20 protein-coding genes are annotated in these 25,608 nt (G+C 75.7%); 12 read left to right on the forward strand and 8 right to left on the reverse strand.

Annotated features, from left to right (window positions below; all coding sequences use genetic code 11):
- Position 1: 1 nt before the first annotated feature.
- The 7 genes from CHB98_RS19025 to CHB98_RS19055 all read left to right on the forward strand — a co-directional run bounded on the left by CHB98_RS19025 (position 2) and on the right by CHB98_RS19055 (position 7,254).
- Positions 2-919, forward strand: coding sequence for an ABC transporter permease (locus CHB98_RS19025; RefSeq protein WP_089307201.1), 918 nt, complete (start codon positions 2-4; stop codon positions 917-919).
- A gap of 83 nt (positions 920-1,002) precedes the next feature.
- Entirely contained in the window at positions 1,003-1,944 is a 942-nt protein-coding gene (locus tag CHB98_RS19030; RefSeq protein WP_089307156.1) for an NAD(P)-dependent oxidoreductase, read from the forward strand.
- A gap of 85 nt (positions 1,945-2,029) precedes the next feature.
- A complete protein-coding gene (locus CHB98_RS19035; protein ID WP_179224686.1) occupies positions 2,030-2,689 on the forward strand; it encodes a GntR family transcriptional regulator in 660 nt (219 codons plus the stop codon).
- 350 nt (positions 2,690-3,039) lie between these two features.
- Positions 3,040-4,506: a GntP family permease gene (locus CHB98_RS19040; protein WP_089307157.1), complete on the forward strand. Its 1,467-nt coding sequence runs from the start codon at positions 3,040-3,042 to the stop codon at positions 4,504-4,506.
- Between the two features lie 26 nt (positions 4,507-4,532).
- A complete protein-coding gene (locus CHB98_RS19045; RefSeq protein ID WP_089307158.1) occupies positions 4,533-5,408 on the forward strand; it encodes a transketolase in 876 nt (291 codons plus the stop codon).
- Complete coding sequence (locus tag CHB98_RS19050) at positions 5,405-6,475, forward strand: transketolase family protein (RefSeq protein ID WP_089307159.1); 1,071 nt, start codon at positions 5,405-5,407, stop codon at positions 6,473-6,475. Before CHB98_RS19045 ends, CHB98_RS19050 begins: the two co-directional genes overlap by 4 nt.
- Before the next feature lie 17 nt (positions 6,476-6,492).
- A complete protein-coding gene (locus CHB98_RS19055) occupies positions 6,493-7,254 on the forward strand; it encodes an SDR family NAD(P)-dependent oxidoreductase (RefSeq protein ID WP_089307160.1) in 762 nt (253 codons plus the stop codon).
- A gap of 53 nt (positions 7,255-7,307) precedes the next feature.
- Here CHB98_RS19055 and CHB98_RS19060 read toward each other — a convergent pair whose 3' ends face one another.
- Positions 7,308-8,030: an SDR family oxidoreductase gene (locus CHB98_RS19060; protein WP_089307161.1), complete on the reverse strand. Its 723-nt coding sequence runs from the start codon at positions 8,028-8,030 to the stop codon at positions 7,308-7,310.
- A 155-nt stretch (positions 8,031-8,185) separates the two neighbouring features.
- On the opposite strand from CHB98_RS19060, the gene CHB98_RS19065 reads away from it, so the two are divergent.
- The gene (locus tag CHB98_RS19065; protein ID WP_089307162.1) at positions 8,186-9,691 is read left to right on the forward strand and encodes an APC family permease; all 1,506 of its coding nucleotides are present in this window, start codon (positions 8,186-8,188) and stop codon (positions 9,689-9,691) included.
- A gap of 9 nt (positions 9,692-9,700) precedes the next feature.
- Here CHB98_RS19065 and CHB98_RS19070 read toward each other — a convergent pair whose 3' ends face one another.
- On the reverse strand, positions 9,701-11,878 hold the full coding sequence (locus tag CHB98_RS19070; protein ID WP_089307163.1) for an MMPL family transporter: 2,178 nt from the start codon (positions 11,876-11,878) through the stop codon (positions 9,701-9,703).
- Positions 11,879-11,881: 3 nt separating this feature from the next.
- Positions 11,882-12,466, reverse strand: a complete 585-nt coding sequence (locus tag CHB98_RS19075) for a TetR/AcrR family transcriptional regulator (protein WP_089307164.1) — start codon at positions 12,464-12,466, stop codon at positions 11,882-11,884.
- Positions 12,467-12,578: 112 nt separating this feature from the next.
- On the opposite strand from CHB98_RS19075, the gene CHB98_RS19080 reads away from it, so the two are divergent.
- From CHB98_RS19080 to CHB98_RS19090, 3 genes are all read left to right on the forward strand, one after another.
- Positions 12,579-13,643 carry a tartrate dehydrogenase gene (locus tag CHB98_RS19080; protein WP_089307165.1) on the forward strand — a complete coding sequence of 355 codons (1,065 nt, stop codon included), beginning with the start codon at positions 12,579-12,581 and terminating at the stop codon, positions 13,641-13,643.
- A gap of 106 nt (positions 13,644-13,749) precedes the next feature.
- Positions 13,750-17,124 (forward strand): pyruvate carboxylase, encoded by a 3,375-nt coding sequence (locus CHB98_RS19085; RefSeq protein WP_089307166.1) that lies wholly within the window; start codon positions 13,750-13,752, stop codon positions 17,122-17,124.
- Between the two features lie 165 nt (positions 17,125-17,289).
- Positions 17,290-19,143: a serine/threonine protein kinase gene (locus CHB98_RS19090; RefSeq protein ID WP_245821420.1), complete on the forward strand. Its 1,854-nt coding sequence runs from the start codon at positions 17,290-17,292 to the stop codon at positions 19,141-19,143.
- An 87-nt stretch (positions 19,144-19,230) separates the two neighbouring features.
- Here the strand turns inward: CHB98_RS19090 and CHB98_RS19095 are convergent, their stop codons facing one another.
- The 3 genes from CHB98_RS19095 to CHB98_RS19105 all read right to left on the reverse strand — a co-directional run bounded on the left by CHB98_RS19095 (position 19,231) and on the right by CHB98_RS19105 (position 22,239).
- Positions 19,231-19,854, reverse strand: coding sequence for a LutC/YkgG family protein (locus CHB98_RS19095; protein WP_089307168.1), 624 nt, complete (start codon positions 19,852-19,854; stop codon positions 19,231-19,233).
- 91 nt (positions 19,855-19,945) lie between these two features.
- Positions 19,946-21,469, reverse strand: coding sequence for a LutB/LldF family L-lactate oxidation iron-sulfur protein (locus CHB98_RS19100; RefSeq protein WP_218822430.1), 1,524 nt, complete (start codon positions 21,467-21,469; stop codon positions 19,946-19,948).
- Complete coding sequence (locus CHB98_RS19105; protein WP_089307169.1) at positions 21,466-22,239, reverse strand: (Fe-S)-binding protein; 774 nt, start codon at positions 22,237-22,239, stop codon at positions 21,466-21,468. Before CHB98_RS19105 ends, CHB98_RS19100 begins: the two co-directional genes overlap by 4 nt.
- A gap of 427 nt (positions 22,240-22,666) precedes the next feature.
- Here CHB98_RS19105 and CHB98_RS19115 point away from each other — a divergent pair, with 427 nt between their 5' ends.
- Positions 22,667-24,103, forward strand: coding sequence for a hypothetical protein (locus tag CHB98_RS19115; RefSeq protein WP_089307171.1), 1,437 nt, complete (start codon positions 22,667-22,669; stop codon positions 24,101-24,103).
- A gap of 31 nt (positions 24,104-24,134) precedes the next feature.
- Here the strand turns inward: CHB98_RS19115 and CHB98_RS19120 are convergent, their stop codons facing one another.
- Positions 24,135-24,704 carry a hypothetical protein gene (locus CHB98_RS19120; RefSeq protein WP_089307172.1) on the reverse strand — a complete coding sequence of 190 codons (570 nt, stop codon included), beginning with the start codon at positions 24,702-24,704 and terminating at the stop codon, positions 24,135-24,137.
- Between the two features lie 56 nt (positions 24,705-24,760).
- Positions 24,761-25,507, reverse strand: a complete 747-nt coding sequence (locus CHB98_RS19125) for an IclR family transcriptional regulator (protein ID WP_089307173.1) — start codon at positions 25,505-25,507, stop codon at positions 24,761-24,763.
- Positions 25,508-25,608 lie beyond the last annotated feature (101 nt).

Raw genomic sequence — 25,608 nt, forward strand, 5'->3', positions numbered from 1 at the left:
GATGCCGGACATCCCGCTCGGGCGGTGGGTCGCGGACCTCATCGACTGGCTGCTGGCCACGGTGCCGTGGCTGTTCGACGCCGTCTCGGCGGTCATGCAGGTCCTCGTCGACGGCCTGACCGAGGTGCTGGCGACGGCGCCGCCGGTGGTGTGGATCGCCGTCTTCACGCTGGTCGCCCTCGTGGTCCGCGGGCCGGGGCTGGCCCTCTACACGGTGCTGGCGTTCCTGCTCGTGGTCTCACTGGAGCTGTGGGTCGAGACGATGCAGACCCTCGCGCTGGTCCTGGTGGCGGCGGTGATCGCCACGGCCATCGGAGTGCCCATCGGCATCCTGGCGGCCCGGAACCACGCGGTCAGCGTCGTCGCTCGGCCGGTGCTGGACTCCATGCAGACGACGCCGGTGTTCGTGTACCTCATCCCGGCCGTGTTCTTCTTCGGCGTGGGCGTCGTGCCCGGGGTCGTGGCGACGATCCTGTTCGCCATCCCGCCCGGCGTGCGGCTGACCGAACTCGGCATCCGGCAGGTCGACCGGGAGGTCGTGGAGGCGGCACACGCCTTCGGCGCCCGGCCCGGACAGATCCTGCGCGAGGTCCAGCTACCGCTCGCGCTGCCCTCGATCATGGCCGGCGTCAATCAGGTGATCATGCTGGCGTTGTCGATGGTGGTCACGGCCGGACTCCTCGGCGCCGCCGGACTGGGCGCGGTGGTGGTGCGGGCGGTGACGCAGCTCGACGTCGCCTCCGGGTTCGAGGGCGGTCTCGCGGTCGTCCTGCTCGCGATCTTCCTCGACCGGCTGACTGCGGGCTTCGGCCAACCCACGGCCCTGTCCCGGCTACTGCGTGCACGCACGCGCCGGAGTGCACGCCCCGTCGGGACGGAGGCGCCGGCCCCCCGGTCGAAGGAGCCGGTGGGCGCCTGACGTCGGAGCCGGATGTCAGGAGTTGTGTGCCGGGGCCGGTGGCCGGGGTGACAGGGACCCGCCCGCACCGCAGTCTGGGCGGCGTGAAGCTGCTGCTGCCGGACTCGCTGCCGCTGGACCCCGACCTGCCCGAGGGGGTCGAGGCGGTCCGCTACGCCGTCACGGGCCCGGTGCCCGACGAGCACCTGGACGCCGAGGCGCTCGTCGTCTGGGGCAACCGGCCGGCCGACCTGCGGGCCGTGGCCGGCCGGATGCCTCGGCTGCGCTGGGTGCAGGCCCTCGCGGCCGGCCCGGACGCCGTCCTGGGCGCCGGCTTCCCGGACGACGTCCTGGTCACCTCCGGCCAGGGCCTGCACGACGGGCCGGTCACCGAGCACGCCCTCGCCCTGGTCCTGGCGCTGCTGCGCCGGCTGCCGGCCGCGGTCGCCGCGCAGGCCGAGCACCGCTGGGCCCGCGAGATCGGTGGGCTGCAGCCGCTGCACCCCGAGGGGGCGGTGACCACCCTGCTCGGCGCCCGGGTGCTGGTCTGGGGCTTCGGCAGCATCGGGCAGACCCTCGCCCCGCTGCTGCGCGGCCTCGGCGCGCACGTGCGGGGCGCCGCGCGCAGCGCCGGGGAGCGGGCCGGGTTCCCGGTCGTCGCCGAGGACCGGCTGGACGAGGAGCTGGCGCGCACCGACGTCCTGGTCATGGTGCTGCCCGCCACGCCGGACACCGAGCGCGCCCTGGACGCCGGCCGGCTGGCCGCCCTGCCGCGGCACGCGCTCGTGGTCAACGTGGGCCGCGGCTCCACCGTCGACGAGCCCGCGCTGGTCGCGGCGCTGACCGAGGGCCGCCTCGGTGGCGCCGCCCTCGACGTCACCGCGGTGGAGCCGCTGCCGGCGGACTCCCCGCTGTGGGACGCCCCGGGCCTGCTGCTCACCCCGCACGCCGCGGGGGGCCGCCCGGTCGGCGCCGACGAGCTGGTGGGCGCCAACCTGGCCGCCCTGCTGGCCGGCCGCGAGCTGCGCAACGTGGTGCCGCGCTGACCCCCGGACGAGGGGCACTGTCGACAGTCGCCACGTCGCCCCGCAGTCGCGCCGCTACGATGGCGGCCGACGAGGAGGCTGGTCGGTGAGCATCGAGTCGCTGTCGGCGCTGGACCGCAGCACGTTGCGGGAGCGGTCCCTGGAGGCCCTCCGGTCGGCCATCCTCTCCGGGAGGTACCGGCCCGGCGACCACCTCGGCGAGGTCGAGCTGGCCGGCTCGCTCGGGGTCAGCCGGGGCACCGTGCGGGAGGCCCTGCGGCACCTGCAGCAGGAGGGCCTGGTCACCGCCGGCACCCGCGGGATGCTGCGGGTCAACAGCCTCACCGCCATCGAGGTGCGCGAGCTCTTCCGCGTCCGCGCCGCCCTGGAGGGGCTCGCCGTCCGCGAGATCGTCGCCTCGCCGCGGCGTGCGGCCACCGCGGCCACCCTGCGCGCGGCGCTCGAGCGGCTCTCCGACGAGGACGAGCCGGCCGCGCGGATCGAGGCCGACCTCGGCTTCCACCTGCTGCTGTGCCGGCTGTCGGGCAACTCGATGCTGGTCGAGGCGTGGCAGCGACTCGAGGGGCGGATGCGCGTCGCCATCCTCGACGGGTCGGCCGCGCAGGCGCCGATGATGGCCCGCGACCGGCACGCCCCCATCGTCGACGCCATCGAGCGCGGGGACGCCGACGCGGCGGTGCGGGTCGTCGACGAGCACATGACCGCGGCCGCCGAGCACTTCGCCGAGGCCACCGCGGCCTCCTGAGGGCCCTGCCCCGCACCGCTGCGGGGTCGCTGCAGGCGTGACCGCCGGACGGGCGTCGCGGTGACCCCACGTCCCTGAGCTGGGCGGATGCACCACCCTGGACGTGACCCTTGACACCGTGACGCGCACCACTCACCCTAGTTGGCAGTTGACTGTCAACAGTCAACCTCGACGCCCGTCCCCACCGCGTACGGAGACCACCATGACCGAGCGGCACCCTGGACTGCGGGATCCCCGGCCCGACGCCCACCACCGGCACCACCCCGGCGCACGCCCGCCGGCCGCGCGCCTCCACCGCGGCGGCCCGCACGCCGCGGCGCCCGGCGCCGTCCGCCCGGAGGTGGACTGACGTGGCCGACACCACGTTGCTCCTGCTGAACATTGCGATCACGGTCGCCATCGTCGTCGGGCTCATCGTCTTCGCGAAGATCAACCCGGTCATCTCGCTGGTGATCGGGGCCCTCTATCTCGGCATCGCCGCGGGGCTGGGCTACGAGGGGACGACGACCGCCGTCGTCACGGGCTTCGGCAACCTGATGGCCGAGGTGGGGCTGATCATCGGGTTCGGCGTGATGCTCGGGACCCTGTTGTCGGCCATGGGGACGCTCCACCGCGTCGTGGACGGGATGCTGCGCCTCATCGGGGCCGAGCGCTCCCCGTACGTCATCGGCCTGACCTCGGGGATCATCTTCCCCGCGATCTACTTCGACGTCGCGCTCGTGATCCTGGGGCCCATGGCCCGGTCGATCGCCCTGCGGACCGGGCTCAGCATCGCCCCGCTGGCCGGCGCGCTGGCCATCGGCCTCGAGGTGGCGCTCCTGATGGTCCCGCCCGGTGCCGCCGCGCTCGCCATCGCCGCCGCCCTCGACATCCCGCTCGGCACCATGCTGCTCTGGGGGATCCCCTTCGGCGTCGTGGTCATCGTCGTCTCCATCCTGCTGCACAGCCTGCTCATGCGCTTCACCTGGAACGACGAGAAGGACGACGACCCGCTGACCGACCCGGAGCACACCGGGGAGATCGCCGGCTACGGCGGCCCGTCCGCCGCCGAGCCCACCGGCGGACAGCCGACCGCCCCGGGTGGCCAGCCGGCCGGGGAGCCGGGCCGTGGCGGCAGCGCGACGGCCGTCGCACACGACCCGCAGCCCGTCGGCACCGGGACGCCGGGCAGGCAACTGCCGCTGCCCGTGGCCCTGCTGCCGCTGCTGGTGCCGCTGGTGCTCATCGTGCTGGACACCACCACGAGCGCGTTCGGCGCGGAGGTGGGCCTGCTCGGGTTCCTCGGCAACCCCGTGGTGGCCCTCCTCATCGGATTGCTCGTGGGCACCGCTCTCGGCGTGCCGGCCCTGGGCCGGGAGGGCGTCGAAGAGGTGGTGGTGCGGGCCGCCGGAACCAGCGGCGTCATCCTGCTCTTCACCGGCGTCGCGGGATCGCTCGGGCAGGTCATCGCGGAGACCGACGTCGGGAACCTCGTGGCCGGCCTCTTCAGCGCCAACGCGGCCTACCCGCTCGTGCTGGCCTGGCTGGTCGCGGCGCTGCTGCGCCTCGCGCAGGGCTCCGGGTCCGTGGCTGCCATCACCGCGGCGCTCCTGCTGGCGCCGGTCGTCGGGAGCCTGGGGCTCAACCCGGTGCTCATCTGGCTGGCCGCCGCGTCCGGGGCCGCCTTCGGCGGACACGTCACCGACAACACGTTCTGGATCTTCAAGACGCTGCTGGGCCTGTCCGTGCGCGGCGCCTTCCAGGTCTACACGGTCGCCCAGGCGGTGCTGTCGTTCGTCGGCCTGGGCGCGGTCCTCGTGCTCGGCATCTTCGCCTGACGGAATCGAACAAGGAGGAACACGTCATGACCTCGCTGACCACACCACAGGCGGCACCCGCCGCCGGCGACCGGGCGGAGCGGATCGAGCGGATCCGCCAGGCCGCCTACCGGGTCCGCCGCAACGCCCTGGACATGGGGGAGGTGCAGGGGCAGGGCTACATCGGGCAGGCGCTGGGCGTGGCCGACGTCCTGGCCACCGTCTACACCGACCAGCTCCGGTACCGCCCGGAGGACCCGCACTGGCCCGACCGGGACCGGTTCCTGCTCTCCATCGGCCACTACGCCATCGCCCTCTACGCGGCGCTGGCCGAGGCCGGGACGATCCCGCTGGAGGAGCTGGAGACCTACGGCTCCGACGACTCCAGGCTCCCCATGTCGGCGATGGCCTCCTACACCCCGGGCGTGGAGATCTCCGGCGGGTCGCTGGGCCACGGGCTGCCCGTGGCCACCGGGATGGCCCTCGGGCTGCGCCACCAGGGCAACGGGGCGCGGGTGTTCAACCTGCTCTCCGACGGGGAGCTCGACGAGGGCTCGACCTGGGAGGCCGCCCTGGCCTGCGCCCACCACGGTCTGGACAACGTCACCGCGATCGTCGACGTCAACGCGCTGCAGGCCGACGGCCCCACGGCCGGCGTGCTGCGCACCGAGCCGGTGACCGACAAGTGGCGGGCCTTCGGCTGGCACGCGCTGCGCGTCGACGGCAACGACGTCGCCGCGCTCGTCGACGCCTTCGACGAGCTCCGCGCGCACCGCGGCTCGCCGTCGGTGCTGATCTGCGACACCCGCATCGGCTGCGGCGTGCCGCTGCTCGAGGGCCGGGAGAAGGCCCACTTCATGCGGGTCGAGGCCCACGAGTGGCAGACCGCCCGCACCCAGCTCGAGGAAGGACTGGCCCGATGACCAGCACCACGCCACGCAAGAAGCTGACCACCTCGGCGATGATCGCCTCGTTCGCCGACCCCGGTCAGCGCACCACCAGCGCGCCGTTCGGGCACGCGCTCAACCGGCTGGCCGAGCAGCGGCCCGAGATCGTCGGGCTGTCGGCGGACCTGGCCAAGTACACCGACATGCACGTGTTCCGCGACGCCCACCCGGACCGGTTCTTCCAGATGGGCATGGCCGAGCAGTCGCTGCTCGGGACGGCGGCCGGGCTGGCGGAGGTCGGGCTGGTGCCCTTCGCCTCCACCTACTCGGTGTTCGCCACCCGGCGGGCCTACGACTTCCTCTGCCTGGACATCGCCGAGCCGAACCTGAACGTCAACGTGGTGGGCGCGCTGCCGGGTCTCACCACCGGGTACGGGCCCAGCCACCAGGCCACCGAGGACCTCGCCATCCTCCGCGGCTGCCCCAACCTCACGATCGTCGACCCCTGCGACTCCGTCGACATCGAGCAGGCCGTGCCGGCGCTCGCCGACGCACCCGGCCCCACCTACCTCCGCCTCCTGCGGGGCGCGGTGCCGACCGTGCTCGACGAGTACGACTACCGGTTCGAGCTCGGGAAGGCCGCCGAGCTGCGCACCGGCCGGGACGTCGTCCTCGTCTCCACCGGGCTGATGACCATGCGGGCACTGCAGGCCGCGGCCCGGCTGGAAGCCGACCACGTCGACGTCGCCGTCCTGCACGTGCCGACCATCAAGCCGCTGGACACCGAGGCGATCCTGGCCGCCGCGCGCACCGACCGGCTGCTGGTCACGTGTGAGAACCACACCGTCATCGGGGGCCTCGCCGAGTCGGTCGCCGCCACGCTGGCCTTCAACGGCGTGGGCACCCGCGTGGTGCCGATCGCGCTGCCCGACGAGTTCCTCGCCGCCGGCGCGCTGCCCACCCTGCACGACCGCTACGGGCTGTCGACCGACGCCGTCGTCGCCCGCGTCAAGGCCGAGCTCGGCGACGGGGACGCCGGCCGCCGCAGGCCCGCGGCCCCGCCCGCCGTGATGCCCGCCGACCCCGCCCCCGCCACCGCCTGACCCCCTGGAGGAACACCGTGTCCGTCACCGCCAAGACCGCCGTCGTCACCGGCGCCGGCTCCAGGCGCGGCATCGGCCGCGCCACCGCCCACACCCTCGCCGCCGCCGGCTGGAACGTCGCGATCCTCGACCTCGACGAGGCCAGCGCGAAGGAGGCCGCCCACGAGGTCGCCGAGCGCGCCGGTGTCCACGCCGTCGGCGTGGGGTGCGACATCACCGACGAGGCCTCCGTCGACGCCGCCCTGGCCGTCCTCGACGGCGCCCTGCCCCCGGTCGGCGCGCTGGTCAACAACGCCGGCATCACCTCACCGACGCCCTTCCTCGAGGTCACCGGCGAGGAGTGGGACCGCATCTTCGCCGTCAACGTGCGCGGCGCGTTCAACGTGACCCGCCGCGTCGCGCCCGGCATGGCCGAGCGGGGCTTCGGCCGCGTCGTCTTCCTCTCCTCGGTCTCGGCCGAGCGCGGCGGCGGCGTCTTCGGCGGGGTCGCCTACTCCGCGGCCAAGGCCGCCGAGCTCGGCTTCACCCGGGCCCTGGCCCGCGAGCTCGGCCCGCACGGCGTGACGGTCAACGCCGTGGCGCCGGGGCTCATCGACACCGACATCACCGGCGGCGCCCTGGAGGGCGAGCGCAAGCAGCAGCTGGTCGCCGGCATCCCGGTCGGCCGCACCGGCCGGGTCGCCGACGTCGCCGACCTCATCGCCTACCTGTGCCGGGAGGAGACCGGCTACGTCACCGGGGTCACCTACGACGTGAACGGCGGCTCGCACATCCACTGAGCGGCAACGGCGCGGCCCGCCTCGCCACGGGGGAGGCGGGCCGCGCCGCGTGCTCACCGCACCGGCGCGGTGTTCATCCCGGGCAGGATCATGTGGCCGGCGTCGACCGGGATGGTGACCCCGGTGACCTCGGCTGCCGGGTCCGAGTTCAGGTACAGCACGGTGTCGGCGACGACCTGCGGCGACATGGACGAGGTGCCCTCGAGGGCGTGGAAGGAGTAGCCACCCTCGACGAGGTCGGCCTCGGTGCCGCCCTCGTGCCCGGCGAACAGGTCGTAGGCGCCCTGGTGGTCGGTCATCGGCGTCCGGATCGCGTCCGGGTGGACGGAGTTGCCGCGGATGCCGTGCGGCGCCAGCTCCAGGGCGATGGTGCGCATCAGCCCGACGACGGCGTGCTTCGCGGCCACGTAGTGCGCGTAGTCCTTCCCCGGCTGCAGGCCGTTGATCGACGAGGTGATGACGATCGACCCCGTCTCCTTGGCCGACTCCCAGACGCCGGTCAGGTCGACGCCGATCATCTCGTCCCAGCTCTGCTCGGACAGCTCCCAGAACGCGCCCATGGTCCAGATGCCGGCGTTGGCGGTCAGGATGTCGATCTGGCCGAACTCCGCCGGCCCGCGGCGGACCGCCTCGTCGAGCTGCTCCTGGGACCGGACGTCGGCCGTGACGGCGAGCGCCCGCCGGTCCAGCGCCCGGTGATCAGCGCGACCCTGCCCTCGAGCGTGCCCATGGTGACCTCCTCGCCTCCGGTCACGCGTCCGTGTGACCCGGACCACACGTCATGGCACCCGTGCCCGCGCAGGGGCTGACCAACGTCACCTCCGCCCTGCAGACCGCGGCGGCGCACTGGCCGCGGTCTTCACCGACTGACCCGCCGCGCCGAGCGGCCCGCCGAGTTGTCGGATGCCCCGGCGGCTGCGAGAACCGTCGCATGCACCCGGACCCCGTGGACTCCGCCGCCCGACCGGAGGGGACCACCCTCCGCCCGGACGCCATCGGGTTCCTCGACGCGCTCGTCATCGGCCTGGCCTCGACCTCGCCGGCGTACTCGCTGGCCGCGATCATCGGCGCCCTGGTCGCGCTCACCGGCGTGCACGCCCCCGGCGTGCTGCTGGCCTCCTTCGTGCCGATGCTGCTCATCGCCGCCGCGTTCGCCGCGCTCAACCGGGTCGACCCCGACTGCGGCACGACGTTCTCCTGGGTGACCCGGGCGATGGGGCCGTGGGCGGGGTGGATCGGCGGCTGGGCGATCGCGATGACCGGCGTCCTCATCACCGGGTCGCTGGCCAACGTCGGGGTGGTCTTCACCCTGCGCACCCTCGGCCTGGACGCCCTGGCCGACAGCACCGTGGCCGTGCTGGTGCTCACCGTCGGGCTGGTGCTGCTGATGACCGGGCTGTGCGTGCTCGGCACCGAGCTGTCCGCCCGGGTGCAGAACGTGCTCATCCTCGCCCAGACCGCGGCCCTGCTGGTCTTCGCCGTCGTCGCCGTGGCCCGCGGGGTGACGGGGAACAGCCCGCTGGGCGGGCTGGCCCCCGCCTGGAGCTGGCTGGACCCGTTCGGCGCCGGCAGTGCGGCGCTGACCGGCGGCCTGCTGCTCGGGGTGTTCGCCTACTGGGGCTGGGAGTCGGCGGTGAACCTGACCGAGGAGACCCGCGACTCCACGTCGGCGTCCGGCCGGGCGGCGGTCGCCTCCACCGTGGTGCTGCTGGTGACCTACGTCGGCGTCGCGGTCGCCGTGCTGGCCTTCGCCGGCACCGACTACCTGGCCACCAACGCCGGCGAGGAGGAGGCGGTGTTCGCGCTGCTGTCCACCGAGGTGCTCGGCGGCTGGGACTGGGTGGTGCTCCTGGCGGTGGCCACGGCCGCCGTCGCCTCGACCCAGACGACGATCCTCCCGGCGTCGCGGACCGGCCTGTCCATGGCCCGGCGGCACGCCCTGCCCCGCCGCTTCGGCCACGTCTCGCCCCGGTACCGCACCCCCGACGTCTCCACCTGGTGGGTCGGCGGCATCGCCAGCGTCTGGTTCGTCGCGGTGAGCCTGGTCAGCGAGGACGCGCTGTTCGACTCGATCAGCGCGTTGTCGCTGCTCATCGCGTTCTACTACGCGCTGACCGGCGTCGCCTGCGCGGTCTACCACCGCCGGCTGCTGACCCGCAGCGTGTCGGCGTTCCTGCTCATCGGGGTCGGCCCGCTGACCGGCGCGGGGCTGCTGGTCTGGCTGCTGGTGCTCTCCGTCCGCGACCTCGCCGACCCGGCCAACTCCTACACCGGGCAGGCCTGGCTGGGGGTGGGCCCGCCGCTGGTCATCGGGGTCGGCGTCTTCGCCGTCGGCCTGGTGCTCATGGTCGTGTGGCGGGCGCGGGACGCCCGCTTCTGGCAGGAGCGGCCCGGGACGGCCGGCGACCCCGTCCAGGTCGCCGGCGACCTGCGCTGACGCCGGGGCTCAGCGCTCCCCGGCGCCCACCGTCTGCGGCTCGCGGGCCGCCGGCGCCGCGGGCCGCTGCAGCGCGACGCCCTCCACGTCGAGGACCGGCAGCCACCGCAGCCAGTGGGGCAGCCACCACGCCCGGCCGCCGAGCAGGGCCAGCGCCGCGGGCACCAGCACCATGCGGACGACGAAGGCGTCGACCGCGATGCCCGCGGCCAGCGCGAAGGCGATCGACTTGATGGTCGCGTCGCCGGCGGGCACGAACCCGGCGAACACCGAGAACATGATCAGCGCGGCCGCGACGACGACCGGGGCGGCCTGCCGGAAGCCGGCGCGGACCGCCTCCAGCGGGGCCGTGCCGTGGGCGTGCGCCTCGTGCATCCGGGACACCAGGAAGACCTGGTAGTCCATCGCCAGGCCGAACAGGATGCCGATGACCAGGATCGGCGTGAGGCTGATCAGCGGTCCGGTGCCCTGCAGGTTGACCAGGCCGCCCAGCCAGCCCCACTGGAACACCGCGACGGTGGCGCCCAGGGCGGCGCCCACGGTGAGCACGAAGCCGAGGACGCCGACCAGCGGCACCAGCAGCGAGCGGAAGACCAGCACGAGCAGTACCAGCGCCAGGCCCACGACCAGCGCCAGGTACACCGGCAGCGCGGCGTCCAGGCTGGCGGCCACGTCGACGCTGACCGCGGTGGCGCCGGTGACCGAGGCCTGCGCGCCGTCCACGCCGGCCAGCAGGTCGCGCAGGTCGACCACCAGCTGCTCGGTCGCCGGGTCGGTCGGCCCGGAGGCCGGGACGACCGGCAGCAGCGCGGCCGAGCCGTCGGCGTTCGGCACCGGCGGCGACACGAGGGCGACGCCGTCCAGGGCGGTCACCTCGCCGGCGGCCGCCGTCGCGGCCGGCACCGCCCCCTCGCCCTCGAACAGCACGGTGAGCGGGCCGTTGACGCCCTCGCCGAAGCCCTCGGCGAGCAGCCGCTCGGCGCGGGCCTGGGTGCTGTCCTCCGGCGGGACCTGCACCAGCGTGGTCTGCATCGACGCGAGCGGGACGGCGACCACGCCGAGCGCCACGACGCTCAGCAGCAGCGCGGGCACGCGGTGGCGGGTGACGGTGGTGACCCAGCCGGCGAGGAAGCCGCGGCCGGCCGCGGGGGAGGTCGGCGCCGCGCCCCGCTGCCGCTTCGGCAGCGCGCGCAACCCGAGGGAGCCCAGCACCGCCGGGACCAGGGTGAGCGCGACCAGGACGGCGACCACGATGGTCGCGGCCGCGGCCAGGCCCATCTGGGTCAGGAACGGGATGCCGGCGACGGACAGGCCGGTCAGCGCGATGACGACGGTCAGCCCGGCGGTGACCACCGCGGACCCGGCGGTGCCCACGGCCGTGGCGACCGCGGTCCCGACGTCGGCGCCGGACCGCAGCTCCTGGCGGAACCGGCTGACGATGAACAGGGCGTAGTCGATGCCGACGGCCAGGCCGAGCATCGCGGCCAGCACCGGCGTGGTCGAGGACAGGTCGGTGGAGCCGGTGGCGATCGTGATGCCGAGGACGCCGATGCCCACCCCGACGAGCGCGGTCAGCAGGTTCATCCCGGCGACGGCCAGCGAGCCGTAGGTGACGGCGAGGACCACCAGCGCGACGACGACGCCGACCACCTCGGCGGGGCCGCCCACGTGCGGCGGCGCCTGCACCGCCTGGCCGGTGACCTCGACGGTGAGCGGCCCGTCCCCGGCGTCCGCGACCGCGGCGAGCAGCGCCTCCCGTTGCTCCGCCGGCACCTCGCCGACCGGTGCGGCGAAGGTGACCGTGCTGTAGCCGGTGGTCAGCTCCCGGTTCACCGTCGGCGCGGCCGGGTCCAGCGGGTTGCTCGCCGACACCACGCCGGGCAGGCCGCCGAGGGTGGCCACCAGCTCGCCGACGGCCGCGGCGGTCGCCGGCTCGGCCAGGGTCCCGCCCTCCGGCGCGGCCAGCGCCACCTGCGCCGTGGCGCCGCCGGCGGCCCCGAACTGCGCGCCGATGCGCTCCAGGGCGGTGGTCGACTCCTGGCCGGGGATGGCGAAGCTGTCCGACGTCTCGCCGGCGAGGGTCACCGCCGCCGCGCCGCCGCCGGCGAGGACGGCCAGCCAGACGAGGACGACGGCCACGCGGTGCCGGTGCGAGGACGCACCCAGCCGGGACAGCAGGACAGCCATGGGTCAGGTCTCCAGCGGGTCGGGACGGGAGGGGGCGCCGGCCCGGCCGTGGCCGAGCGCGTCGAAGCAGGTGGCGACGATGTGCGGCCGCCAGTCGGTGGTCCGGTCCCCGGCGTGCGCGGCCAGGGTCAGGACGGCGAGCGCGGCCAGCGCGCCGACGACCCGCACCGAGCGGGGCGGCTCGGTGGTGTCGGGGTCGACGCCGAAGACCCGCAGCACCACGTCGGTGACCGCGCGCTCGGGCTCGGCGCCCAGGTCGGTGACCGGCGCGAGCATCAGCGCGACGAGCCCGGGGTGGGCCAGGGCGACGTCGACGAGGACCTCCAGCGCGCGCAGGTCGCGGGCCGGGCCGGGGTCGGCGTCGCCGACCTGGTCGAGCACCCGCCGGGCCAGGGAGGCGGCCTGCGCGAGCACCGCCGCGTGCAGCGCGCCCTTGCTCGGGAAGTGGTGCAGCAGGCCGGCCTTGGACAGGCCCACGGCGTCGGCGACGTCCTGCACGGAGGTCTTCGCGAACCCGCGCCGGGCGAACAGGGCGGCGGCGGACTCGAGGATGCCCTCGTCGGCCTGCTGGCGGAACGGACGGGCCACGTCGGGGGACGGTACCCGCCTCCCGACCGGATCGGTCGGATAACGGACCGTTGCGGTCGGTGTCGCCGGGCCCGCGGTGGCCGGGGGACGCGCCGGGCGGTGGACTGGGCCCATGACCCGCTACCGCATCGCGCTCGTCCCCGGCGACGGCATCGGCACCGAGGTGCTCCCACCCGCGGAGGCGGCGCTGGAGGCCGTGGGGCGCCGGCACGGCATCGAGTTCGCCTTCGACGCCTTCGACTGGTCCTGCCAGCGGTACCTGGCCGAGGGCGCGATGATGCCGGCCGACGGGCTGGACCGGATCCGCGGCCACGACGCCGTCCTGCTCGGTGCGGTCGGCTGGCCCGGCGTGCCCGACCACGTGTCGCTGTGGGGGCTGCTCATCCCCATCCGCCGCGAGTTCCAGCAGTACGTCAACCTGCGCCCGGTCCGCGTCCTGGAGGGGGTGCCCAGCCCGCTGCGCGGCGCGGGCGCCGGGGACGTCGACCTCGTCGTCGTCCGGGAGAACGTCGAGGGCGAGTACTCCGAGATCGGCGGCCGGATGGGCCGCGGCACCGCCGAGGAGCTCGCCGTGCAGGAGTCGGTGTTCACCCGCCGGGGCATCACCCGGGTCGCGGAGTACGCCTACGCGCTGGCCGAGGACCGCGGCCGGCACGTCACCTCGGCGACCAAGAGCAACGGGATCGTGCACACCATGCCGTTCTGGGACGAGGTGGTCGCCGAGGTCGCCGCCCGGCACCCGGGGGTGCGCAGCGACAAGGAGCACATCGACGCCCTGGCCGCCAAGCTGGTGCTCGCCCCGGGGCGCTTCGACGTGATCGTCGGCTCCAACCTGTTCGGCGACATCCTCAGCGACCTGGCCGCCGCGGTGGCCGGCAGCATCGGCGTCGCGCCGGCGGGCAACCTCAACCCCGAGCGGGAGTTCCCGTCCATGTTCGAGCCGGTGCACGGCTCGGCCCCGGACATCGCCGGGCAGGGGCGGGCCAACCCGCTGGGCGCGATCTGGTCGGCCGTCCTGATGCTCGACCACCTCGGGCACCCCGAGGCCGGCGCCGAGCTGCTCGCCGCGGCCACCGGCGCGCTGGCCGACGGGGTCAGCACCGCCGACCTGGGCGGCACCGCGGACACCGCCGGCTACACCCGCGCGGTGCTCGACCGCATCGGCCCGCCCCGCTGACCGCCTCCCGTGCGCGAGAGGCGGCTCGGCTGCACCGCGGCGGGGCGGTTCTGACAGGCTCGGGGCACCGTCCCGACCGCCGAGCAGCCCGACCCCGAGGAGCAGCGTGTTCACCAAGGTGCTGGTCGCCAACCGCGGCGAGATCGCGGTGCGGGCCTTCCGCGCGGCCTACGAGCTCGGAGCCGAGACCGTCGCCGTCTTCCCGTGGGAGGACCGCAACTCGGTGCACCGGCTCAAGGCCGACGAGAGCTACCAGATCGGCGAGGAGGGCCACCCGGTCCGCGCCTACCTGTCGGTCGAGGAGGTCGTCGGCGCCGCCCGCCGGGCCGGGGCGGACGCCGTCTACCCCGGCTACGGGTTCCTGTCGGAGAACCCGGAGCTCGCCGCGGCCTGCGAGCGGGAGGGGATCTCCTTCGTCGGCCCGCCCGCCGCGGTGCTGGAGCTCACCGGCAACAAGGCGCGGGCGATCGCCGCGGCCCGGGACGCCGGCCTGCCGGTGCTGGCCTCCACCGAGCCCAGCGACGACCTGGACACCCTGCTGGCCGCTGCCGACCAGCTGCCGTTCCCGGTGTTCGTCAAGGCGGTCGCCGGCGGCGGCGGGCGCGGCATGCGCCGCGTCGAGGACGCCGGCGAGCTGGCCGGTGCGGTGCAGGCGGCGATGCGGGAGGCGGAGTCGGCCTTCGGTGACGCGACGGTGTTCCTCGAGCAGGCCGTCGTCGAGCCCCGGCACATCGAGGTGCAGGTCCTGGCCGACGCCGCCGGCGACGTGGTGCACCTGTTCGAGCGGGACTGCTCGGTGCAGCGCCGGCACCAGAAGGTCGTCGAGCTGGCGCCCGCGCCGAACCTGGACCCCGCGCTGCGGGAGCGGATCTGCGCCGACGCGGTGGCCTTCGCCCGGGCCATCGGCTACGTCAACGCCGGCACCGTGGAGTTCCTGCTCGACCGCGAGGGCCGGCACGTGTTCATCGAGATGAACCCGCGCATCCAGGTCGAGCACACGGTCACCGAGGAGGTCACCGACGTCGACCTGGTGCAGTCCCAGCTGCGGATCGCCTCCGGGGAGACGCTGGCCGACCTGGGCCTGGCGCAGGACTCGATCGTGCTGCGCGGCGCGGCGCTGCAGTGCCGGATCACCACCGAGGACCCCGCCAACGGCTTCCGCCCGGACACCGGCCGGATCACCGCCTACCGCTCACCGGGCGGCGCCGGGGTGCGGCTGGACGGCGGCTCGTCGCTGGGCGCGGAGGTCGGCGCGCACTTCGACTCGATGCTGGTGAAGCTGACCTGCCGCGGGCGGGAGTTCGGCATCGCGGTGGCCCGGGCCCGCCGCGCGGTGGCCGAGTTCCGCATCCGCGGCGTGGCGACCAACATCCCGTTCCTGCAGGCGCTGCTCGACGACCCCGACTTCGCCGCCGGGCGGGTCACGACGTCGTTCATCGAGCAGCGCCCCCACCTGCTCACCGCCCGCAGCTCCGCCGACCGGGGCACCAAGCTGCTCACCTACCTGGCCGACGTCACGGTCAACCGGCCGCACGGGGAGCGCCCCCGCCTGGTGGACCCGGCGGACAAGCTGCCCGCCGTCGACCTGGGGGCGCCGCCGCCCGACGGCTCCCGCCAGCGGCTGCTGGCCCTCGGACCGGAGCGCTTCGCCGCGGAGCTGCGGGCGCAGACCGCGCTCGCGGTCACCGACACCACCTTCCGCGACGCGCACCAGTCGCTGCTGGCCACGCGGGTGCGCACCAGGGACCTGCTCGCCGTCGCCGGGCACGTCGCCCGCACCGCCCCGCAGCTGCTCAGCCTGGAGTGCTGGGGCGGGGCGACCTACGACGTGGCGCTGCGCTTCCTGCACGAGGACCCGTGGGAGCGGCTGGCGGCGCTGCGCGAGGCGGTCCCCAACGTCTGCCTGCAGATGCTGCTCCGCGGCCGCAACACCGTCGGCTACACCCCGTACCCGGAGGCCGTGACCGACGCGTTCGTCCGCGAGGCGGCGTCCTGCGGCCTGGACGTCTTCAGGGTCTTCGACGCGCTCAACGACGTCGCGCAGATGCGCCCGGCGATCGACGCCGTCCGCGAGACGGGGGCGGCGGTCGCGGAGGTCGCGCTGTGCTACACCGCCGACCTGTCCGACCCGGGCGAGCGGCTGTACACGCTGGACTACTACCTGCGGCTGGCCGAGCAGATCGTCCAGGCCGGCGCGCACGTGCTGGCGATCAAGGACATGGCCGGCCTGCTGCGGCCCCCGGCGGCGGCGACCCTGGTGACCGCGCTGCGGGAGCGGTTCGACCTGCCGGTGCACCTGCACACCCACGACACCGCCGGCGGCCAGCTGGCCACCCTGCTGGCCGCGTGGCAGGCGGGGGTGGACGCCGTCGACGGCGCGGTGGCCTCCATGGCCGGCACGACCAGCCAGCCGCCGCTGTCGGCGATCGTCGCCGCCACCGACCAGACCGACCGGGCCACCGGCCTGGACCTACGTGCGGTCAACGACCTGGAGCCCTACTGGGAGGCGGTCCGCCGGGTCTACGCGCCCTTCGAGTCCGGGCTGCCGTCGCCGACCGGGCGGGTCTACACCCACGAGATCCCCGGCGGGCAGCTGTCCAACCTGCGCCAGCAGGCGATCGCCCTGGGCCTCGGGCAGCGCTTCGAGGAGGTCGAGGACGCCTACGCGGCCGCCGACCGGCTGCTCGGCCGGCTGGTCAAGGTGACCCCGAGCTCCAAGGTGGTCGGTGACCTGGCGCTGCAGCTGGTCGGCTCCGGCGTCAGCGTCGAGGACTTCGCCGCCGAGCCCGGGAAGTACGACCTGCCCGACTCCGTCATCGGCTTCCTGCGCGGCGAGCTCGGCGACCCCCCCGGCGGGTGGCCCGAGCCGTTCCGCACCCGGGCGCTGGAGGGCCGCCGCCCCGCCGAGCCGCCGGCGGAGCTGTCCGCCGACGACGAGCGCGGGCTGGCCGAGACGCCGCGCGCGACGCTCAACCGGCTGCTGTTCCCCGGGCCGACCCGCGAGTTCGACACCCACGTCGAGCAGTACGGCGACGTCTCCGTGCTGCCCACCAAGGAGTTCCTCTACGGCCTGCGCCCCGGGGACGAGCACGCCGTGGACATCGAGCCCGGGGTCACCCTGCTCATGGGCATCGAGGCGGTCTCCGACCCCGACGAGCGCGGCATGCGCACCGTCATGTGCACGCTCAACGGGCAGCTGCGGCCGGTGTCGGTGCGCGACCGCTCGGTGGAGGCCCAGGTGAAGGCCGCCGAGAAGGCCGACCGCAGCGACCAGCGCCAGGTCGCGGCCCCCTTCGCCGGCGTGGTGAGCCTGCAGGTGGGCGAGGGCGACAGCGTGACCGCCGGGCAGGCGATCGCCACCATCGAGGCGATGAAGATGGAGGCCTCGATCACCGCCCCGGTCGCGGGCACGGTCGAGCGGCTGGCGATCGACTCCGTGCAGCAGGTGGAGGGCGGTGACCTGCTCGTCGTCCTCCGCTGAGGGACGCCGCCGTGTCGGTCCGGGGACGTTGCGTGACCGATGGCCCGGGGTGTCGGCATCGGCCCGCACCCGGCCGTATCAGCCGGGGCCGGAGCGGGCACAGCGGTCGCACGGGGCAGCGCGGGACGGACGGCGCCCGGCAGGCGACACGGGACGGAGCGCGGTGTGACCACGGTCGAGAGGGGTCGGCAGACCCTGGGTGACCGCTACGACCTCGAGGAGCTGATCGCCACCGGCGGCATGGGGCAGGTCTGGCGCGGCCGGGACACCATGCTGGACCGGCCGGTCGCCGTGAAGGTGCTGCGCAGCGAGTTCGCCGACGACCCGACCTTCCTGGCCCGCTTCCGCGCCGAGGCGCGGCACGCCGCGGGCCTGAGCCACCCGAACATCGCCACCGTCCTCGACTACGGCGAGGGCACGGCGCAGGACACCGGCGAGAACCTCGCCTACCTGGTGATGGAACTCGTGGACGGCGCACCGCTGTCCGCGCTGCTGGCCGAGGAGGGGCCGCTGGCGCCCGACGCGGCGCTGTCCGTGCTGTCGCAGGCCGCCGCCGGGCTGGCCGAGGCGCACCGCGCCGGCGTGGTGCACCGCGACGTCAAGCCCGGCAACATCCTGGTGCGCACCGACGGCAGCGTGAAGCTCACCGACTTCGGCATCGCCTGCTCCGCCGAGAGCGTGCCCCTGACCGGCACCGGCCAGGTCATCGGCACCGCGCAGTACATGTCGCCCGAGCAGGCCGCCGGCGAGCGGGTCAGCCCGGCCAGCGACGTCTACGCCCTGGGCCTGGTCGGCTACGAGACCCTGACCGGCCACCCCGCCTTCGCCGGCACCAACCCGGTGACCGTCGCGCTCAAGCGGGTGCAGGAGGACCCCGACCCGCTGCCCGCCGACGTCCCGCCCGACGTCCGCCACCTCATCGATGCCGCGCTCACCAAGGACCCCCAGGAGCGCCTGCCCGACGGCGACGCGTTCCTGCACGCGATCGAGGAGACCGTCCACCGCACCCCGGGCACCGGTCCGCACACCCGGCCGATCGCCCCCGCCGCCGCCGTCGCCGCGGCGGTGCCCTCCGCCGCCCAGGAGGCGCCGCCCGCCGCGCCGACGCGGCAGCAGGCCGCCGGGGAGGGCGGCCGCCGCCGGTCGCTGCTCGTGGCGCTGGCCGTGCTCGCGGTCGTGCTGCTCGGCGCCGGCGCCGTCGTGCTCCTCGGCGGGCAGGGGGACGACGGCGGCAGCACGGCCGCCGCCCCGCCGTCGGCGGAGGCCGCGCCCGAGCCGGGGCTGGTGCTCAGCGCCGACGACTACGTGGGCCGCCCGGTCGAGGAGGTCGCCGCCGAGCTCACCGGCCTCGGGCTGACCGTGGGCCGGCAGCCGGAGGTCGCGCCGGACGCGGCGCCCGGCACCGTCACCGCGCTCGACCCGGCGGGCACCGAGGTGCGGCCGGGCGACCGCGTGGAGGTCTCCGTCGCGACGGCGCCGGCCGCCACCGGGGAGCCCGCCCCCGAGGAGGCCCCCGCGGCCGACCCCGGCCCGGCGGACCCTGCCGACCCCGGTTCGGCCGACTCGCGCCCGGCCGACCCGGCGCCGGCGCGGGAGCCGGCTCCCGCCGAGGACGCCGCCCCGACCGCGGAGCCGGCGCCCGCCGAGGAGTCCGCCGCCGGGACCTCCGCCCCCGCCGAGGAGTCGGCGGCCACCGAGGACGCCACCCCGACGGAGGGCTCGGCCGGGGAGCCGCCGTCGGCGCCCACGTCCCCGTCCGCCGAGGCGACCACCGAGGCGACGACCGAGCCGACCACCGAGCCGTCCGGGTCGTCCGCGCCCACCACCTCGGCGGGCGAGGCCGAGTCCTCGTCGGCGGAGTCCTCGGCAGACTCGTCGGCGGGGTCGTCGGTGGGGTCGTCGGTGGGGTCGTCGGCGGGGGAGTCGGCCGCTGAGGAGTCCGCGACGGCCGGCAGCACCCCGTCGGAGACCGGGAGCGCCGACCCCACGGCGCCGGGGACGGCCGAGCCCACCGGCTGACCGGTCGGCCGACCAGGTGTCCGGGTCGTCTTCCGCCGCCGGTCCGCTCCTCGCTCGCTGGCGCTCGCTGCGATGCTCCCGACGGCGTCAGCCGACCAGGACCACCACCAGCGTGCGGGGGCCGTGCACGCCCTCCACCCGCTGCAGCTCGATGTCGCTGGTCGCCGAGGGGCCGCTGACCATGGTGAGCGGGGCGTTCGGGTCCAGCCGCGGCAGCGCCTCGGGCACGCTGCCGACGACCTGCCCGGTCTCGACCACGCAGACCAGGCAGTCCGGCAGCAGCGAGACCGCCCGCCGGCCGGACAGCGGGCCGCCGTCGAGCACCAGCGTGCCGGTCTCGGCGATCGCCACCGCGACACCGGTCAGCGTGGCGGCGAACGCGGCCAGGTCGACGGCGGGCCGGCCGTCGTCCTCGCTCGTGCCCTCCGGCCGCCAGCCGGCCGGCACCCCGGGGGCGACGACGACCGACGCGGGCTGCCAGCCGGCGCCCAGGCCGGTGTCGAGGGCGGCGGCGACGGTGGCGGCGACCTCGTCCGGGCCGCAGCGCAGCACGGAGGCCTTGTAGTCCTCCAGCCGGTCGACGAGGACGTCGAGCCGCTGCGCGGCCGGGCGGTCGTCGGTGGCCCGGTAGTCGCGTGGCACCACCACGTCGGGACGCCGCTCGCCCAGCGCGGTGCGGATTCGGCCGAGCACGTCCTCGCGGGCGCTCACCGGGCCACCTCCGCGCGGGTCTTGCGGTGCCGCCCGTGCTCTTGCGGTCGTGCAGTACCGCAGGAGCGCGAGGAGGACCGCAGGAGTGGCATCACGACCGCCCCCCGCGCTCGCGGGTCCACTGCTGCACGAACGTCTCGCGCGGCGGGGCCGGCAGGTCGCGGCTGCGGGTCCAGGCCGAGGCCGGCGGGGGCAGCGCGGCCGGCATCGTCGGCTTCCCCCTGGCGAGGAACCGGCCCAGCGACGCCGCCCGCTGCGTGAGGTGCCACAGCCGCGGGTTCGACATCGCCCGGGACAGCAGCCGGAACGCCGCCGCCTCGGGGGTGGTCCTCTGCTGCGCCTCGACGTGCTCCGCGCGCAGGTGCACCAGGATCGACGGGATGTCGATGGCGACCGGGCAGGCGTCGTAGCAGGCGCCGCACAGCGAGCTGGCGTAGGGCAGCGAGGCGTTGTCCTCCACCCCGGTCAGCTGCGGGGAGAGCACCGCGCCGATCGGGCCGGGGTACACCGAGCCGTAGGAGTGCCCGCCGGTGCGCTCGTAGACCGGGCAGACGTTGAGGCAGGCCGAGCACCGGATGCAGTGCAGCGCCTCGCGGCCCACCTCGTCGGCGAGGACCGCCGTCCGCCCGTTGTCCAGCAGGACCAGGTGGAACTCCTGCGGGCCGTCGCCCGGGGTGACCCCGCTCCACATCGAGGTGTACGGGTTCATCCGCTCCCCGGTGGAGGAGCGGGGCAGCAGCTGCAGGAACACCTCGAGGTCGCGCCAGGTGGGCACCAGCTTCTCGATGCCCATGACGGTGATCAGCGTCTGCGGCAGGGTCAGGCACATCCGGCCGTTGCCCTCGCTCTCGACGACGGCCAGCGTGCCGGTCTCGGCGACGGCGAAGTTGGCGCCGCTGATGGCCACCCGGGCGCGCAGGAACCGCTCGCGCAGGTGCTTGCGCGCGGCCATCGCCAGCCGGCGCGGCTCGTCGGTGAGCTCGGGGTCGACCCCCGGCATGGTGCGCAGGAAGATCTCCCGGATCTCCGCGCGGTTCTTGTGGATCGCCGGCACCAGGATGTGGCTGGGCGCGTCGTCGCCGAGCTGCACGATCAGCTCGGCCAGGTCGGTCTCGTGCGCGGTGATGCCGGCGGACTCCAGGGCCTCGTTGAGGCCGATCTCCTGGGTGGCCATCGACTTCACCTTGACCACCTCGTCGGCGCCGGTGGCCTGCACCAGCCGGGTGACGATCGCGTTGGCCTCGTCGGCGTCACGGGCCCAGTGCACCGTGCCGCCGCGGGCGGCCACCTGCCGTTCCAGCTCGACGAGGTGCTCGTCGAGGCGGGCCATGGTCGAGGCCTTGAGCGCCTTGCCGGCCTGGCGCAGCTGCTCCCAGTCGGGCACCTCGCCCACCACCTTCGCCCGCTTGGCGCGGATGGTGGAGGTGGCGTGGCCGAGGTTGGCGCGCAGCTGGCCGTCCCGGAGCGCGTCGCGGGCGGCCTCGGGGAAGGGCCGGTCGCCGCGCAGGTGGCCGACGCCGCGGGGTGCGGTGGGCAGCCCGAGGAACGTCGTGCCGGAGCGCGGCGCGCCGGGGGCCAGCGGGGTCTCGCCGGGGCGGACGGGGGTGGTGGTCACGCGGGCACCGCCGGTTCGGTCGTCTGTCGGGGGGTCACGGCGTCCTCCGTCGAGGCCAGGATCTCGGCCAGGTGCACGGTGCGCGTCCCCGACCGCAGCCGGGACAGCCCACCGCCGATGTGCATGAGGCAGGAGGCGTCACCGGCGGTGCACACCTCCGCGTGCGTGGACAGCACGTTGGCCATCTTGTCGGTCAGCATCGCCGTCGAGGTGTCGGCGTTCTTCACCGAGAAGGTGCCGCCGAAGCCGCAGCACTGCTCGGCGGCCGGCAGCTCGACCAGCGTGAGGCCGCGGACGGCGCGCAGCAGCTGCAGCGGCCGGTCGCCCACCCGCAGCAGCCGCAGCGAGTGGCAGGTCGGGTGGTAGGTGACCCGGTGCGGGTAGTAGGCGCCGACATCGGTCACGCCGAGCACGTCGACCAGGAACTGGGACAGCTCGTAGGTGCGCCCCGCCAGCGCCTCGGCCTCGGCGGCCAGCCCGTCCTCGCCGGCGCGGCGCAGCACCAGCGCCTGCTGGTGGTGGATCGAGGCCACGCAGGACCCGGACGGCGACACGACGGCCTCCGCGCCGGCGAAGGCGCGCACGTGGTTGGCCACGATCGGCACCGCCTCGCGCCGGTAGCCGGTGTTGACGTGCATCTGCCCGCAGCACGCCTGGCCCGGCGGGACGACGACCTCGTGGCCCAGCCGCTCCAGCAGCCTGGCCGTCGCCATCGCGACCTGCGGCACCACCGTGTCGACCAGACAGGTGGCGAAGAGTGCGACTCTCATGCGGCTCCCTCCCGGCCGGCCGACCGGCGGACCGAGCTCGACTCCCAGACCCCCAGTGTGGGCTCGGAGGCGAGCTGCTGGTGCTGATCGCCCGCGTGTGACTCTGCCAGCAACGGCCGCGCCCCGCGCCTGGCGAGTTCCGGCCGTGGCTCGCACACCGAGGTCAGCGGCACCGCCGCCGTCCGGCGCACACGGCCGCCGTCGGCCGCACCGCTGGGCACCCCGACGATGCGCAGCCCGGCCTCCCGTCCTGCGGCCACCGGCTGCGTCCAGGGGCCGGCCCGGCGGTCGTCGACCGCATCCCGCGCCGACCGGTGCGCCACGAGCCGGAGGCGGTGCGGAGGCGAAGACGGCTGCGGGGTTGCGCCCTGCACTGCGATCGCGGCCGGGAGTGGGTCAGGTGCCGGCACACGGGTAGACGACGCCGGTGCGCCTGCCCGGTCCCTCGGACCTCCTCGACCTCCCCTGGACGCTCGCCGACTCCGTCCGCAGCCTCAGCGCCGCGCTGCCGCGCGTGCAGACCCTGCTGCCGCTGGCCGACGACGTCCTCCGCCGCACCCGCGCCCTGCTCGACGGCGCCGGTCCCGCCGTGGCCCGGGCGGCGGCAGTCGGTCCCGAGGCGGTCGAGGTGGCGGCGGGGGTGGTCCAGCGGGTCGCCGCGATCGCGACGCCCGAGCGGCTCGCGACCCTCGGTGCGGTCGCCGACCGGCTCGGTGCCGCCCTGTCGGCCGACCGCGTCGAGGCGCTGAGCCGCACCGCGGACTCGCTGCGCTCGCGGGCCGACGTCGTGCCGCGGGCCCTGGACGCCGTCGACGGCCTGCTGTCCTCGGGCCGGCTCGACCGGCTCGCCGGAGGTCTGGACCGGCTGCTGGCCGATGACCGCGTGGCACGGCTGGACCGGGCGCTGGACCTGGTGGCCGACGAGCGCCTGGACCGGGCGCTGGACCTCCTGGCCGACGGGCGCGCGCAGCGGGCGCTCGACCTGGCCGCCGACGACCGGGTCGGGGTGGCCCTCCACCTGGCCGCCGACGAGCGGGTCCACCGGCTGCTCGACCTCGTCGCGGACGACCGGGTCCGGCGGGCGCTCGACCTGGTCACGGACGAGCGGATCGGGCAGGCGCTCGACGTCGTGACCGACGACCGGGTCGACACCACCCTGCGCATCCTCACCGACGAGCGGGTGCGGCAGGCGCTCGACCTGGCCGCCGACCAGCGGGTCCGTGCGCTGCTCGACCTGGCGGCCGACGAGCGGGCGGTCCGGCTGCTCGGCCGGCTGGACGGGCTGCTCGCCGGCGACCGCGTCCCCCGCGTGGTCGGCCGCGCCGACGAGGTGCTGCACGACGAGCGCCTCGCCCGGATCGGCGGACGGCTCGACCGGCTGTTGTCCGACGATCACCTCGACAGCACCGAGGAGCTGCTCGGCCGCGGGCAGGCGGCTGCTGCCCTGGACCTGCTCGCCCGGCTCGACCGCGAGCTCACCGACGACACGTCCCGCGCCCTGGGCAGGCTGCTCGACCGCGTGCCTGCGCTGCTGACCGAGGAGCGGACCGCGGCCCTCGCGGCGCTCGCCGACCAGGTGCCGCGACTGCTCCGCGGACTGGACTCCGGGCACCTGCCGAGCACCGCAGACCTGGGCCGGGTGCCGACGGACCTGCACGCGATGCTCGAGCTGATCGACGACCTGCACCGGGTGGCGTCCGGTGTCCCCGGTGCGGTGCGGGCCCGCGACCGGGGCGGGGACCCGCACCCGCAGGTCGAGGACCCGCAGCCGGAGATGGGCGACCACCACCCGGGCACGGGCGGCCCACAGCCGGAGACGCAGGCCGCCGCGCAGCAGGTCGGGGACCCGCAGCAGCAGGCCTGACGCCAGGCCGCGGCCAGGCCGGCCCCCCGGGTCAGTCCCGGTCGCGCTGCCGCTCGATCGCCTCCAGCACCGTCTTGCGGCCCTTGCCCAGCTCGCGCTCGGCCCGCTCGGCGCGGTCGAGCTGGGCGTCCCCGGACATCGAGCCGACCCGCTCGCGCGCCTCGGGCGCGCCGACGTCGACCAGCTCGGCGGCCTTGCGGGCCTCCTTGGCCGCGTCGGTGTTGGCCACGTGCTGCTGGTCGGAGCCCTTCTTCTTCGCGTCGGTGGCCCGCTTCTCGTCGTCCGACAGGAGCTCCCACGCGGCGTCGGGCAGGTAGCGGCTCGTGCCGCCGGAGCCGCGCGCCCGGTCGCCGCCGTCCGCGGTGTGCCAGTCCTGGTCGCCCCACTCCTGGAGGTGGCGCTGGGACTCGGTGCGCTCGCCCTCGTGCCGATAGCCGCCGCCCTGCGCCTCGTACTCCCGGGTGAGCAGCTGGCTCTTGCGCGCGCTCCACTGGCCCGGCCGGCCGCCGCGGTCGCCGGCCTTGATCTCCTCCTTGAGCCGCTCCCGCAGCTCCGGGTCCGTGTAGTCCGCCGCGTAGTCCTCCGCCGACTTCCCGCTCATGGGCGGCGGGGTACCCGCGGTGTGACCGCTCCACGCACGCGCCGGGAGCCGGCACGTCACCGCAGCCCGGCGCCGACCCCCCGGGCGGCGTCGGCCACCGCGCGGCCGATCCGGCCGGTGTCCGCCGCCTCGTCCACGAAGACGACGGCGACCGCGGCGCGGGCCCCGCCGTCGGGGCCCAGGACCGGCGCGGCGATGGACCGCAGGCCGGGGACCACCTCGCCGTGCGAGGCGGCCCAGCCGACCTCCCGGGCGCGCACCAGCTCCGGGCGGTCACCGGGGGCGGGCGGCTCGGGGACGAGCAGCGCCAGGCCCGGGGCGCCCCGGCCGACCGGGTGCCGGGTGCCCGGCCGGTAGACGACGTGCGCGGCGGAGTCCTGCGGCTCGACGCTGGTCACGGTGACCGCGTCGTCGCCGGCCCGGACGACGAGGAACGCGGTCATCCCCAGGTCGGCGACGAGGGCGGTGAGCCAGGGGAGCGCGGCGCTCTGCAGGTCGGCCCGCACGCCCCGCGCCAGGCCGGCGATCCCGAGGCCCAGCCAGTAGTGCCCGGCGGGGTCGCGCTCGACGAGCCGGTGGTCCTCGAGGGTCCGCAGCAGCCGGTAGGTGATCGACCGGTGCAGCCCCAGCGCCTGGCCGATCTCCGCGATCGGCTGCGGCCGGCCCACGGCGGCCAGGTGCTCGAGGACCCGCAGGCCGCGGTCCAGCGTCTGGGACTGGGGGGTGCCCCCGCCCTGGCCCCCGTCGTCGTCCCCGGCCGTCGCCGTCCCTCCCCGTGGCGCGCCGCTCCCGGCCCGGGTCACGCGGAGGGTCCCCGGCCGGACCAGGTCCAGGCGTACCTGCCGTCGTCGGCGGCGAGGCCGGCCTCGCCGAGGTCGAGGGGGCGGAAGGTGTCGACCATGAC

The sequence above is a fragment of the Geodermatophilus pulveris genome (assembly GCF_900188375.1).
Lineage (GTDB): Bacteria > Actinomycetota > Actinomycetes > Mycobacteriales > Geodermatophilaceae > Geodermatophilus > Geodermatophilus pulveris.

What these genes read in the sequence shown, in the direction of transcription:
- CHB98_RS19050 (WP_089307159.1), top strand. Translation starts at nt 5,405, where the DNA reads ATGACCAGCACCACGCCACGCAAGAAGCTGACCACCTCGGCGATGATC.
- CHB98_RS19080 (WP_089307165.1), top strand. Translation starts at nt 12,579, where the DNA reads ATGACCCGCTACCGCATCGCGCTCGTCCCCGGCGACGGCATCGGCACC.
- CHB98_RS19120 (WP_089307172.1), bottom strand. Translation starts at nt 24,704, where the DNA reads ATGAGCGGGAAGTCGGCGGAGGACTACGCGGCGGACTACACGGACCCG.
- CHB98_RS19105 (WP_089307169.1), bottom strand. Translation starts at nt 22,239, where the DNA reads ATGAGAGTCGCACTCTTCGCCACCTGTCTGGTCGACACGGTGGTGCCG.
- CHB98_RS19025 (WP_089307201.1), top strand. Translation starts at nt 2, where the DNA reads ATGCCGGACATCCCGCTCGGGCGGTGGGTCGCGGACCTCATCGACTGG.
- CHB98_RS19045 (WP_089307158.1), top strand. Translation starts at nt 4,533, where the DNA reads ATGACCTCGCTGACCACACCACAGGCGGCACCCGCCGCCGGCGACCGG.
- CHB98_RS19070 (WP_089307163.1), bottom strand. Translation starts at nt 11,878, where the DNA reads ATGGCTGTCCTGCTGTCCCGGCTGGGTGCGTCCTCGCACCGGCACCGC.
- CHB98_RS19065 (WP_089307162.1), top strand. Translation starts at nt 8,186, where the DNA reads ATGCACCCGGACCCCGTGGACTCCGCCGCCCGACCGGAGGGGACCACC.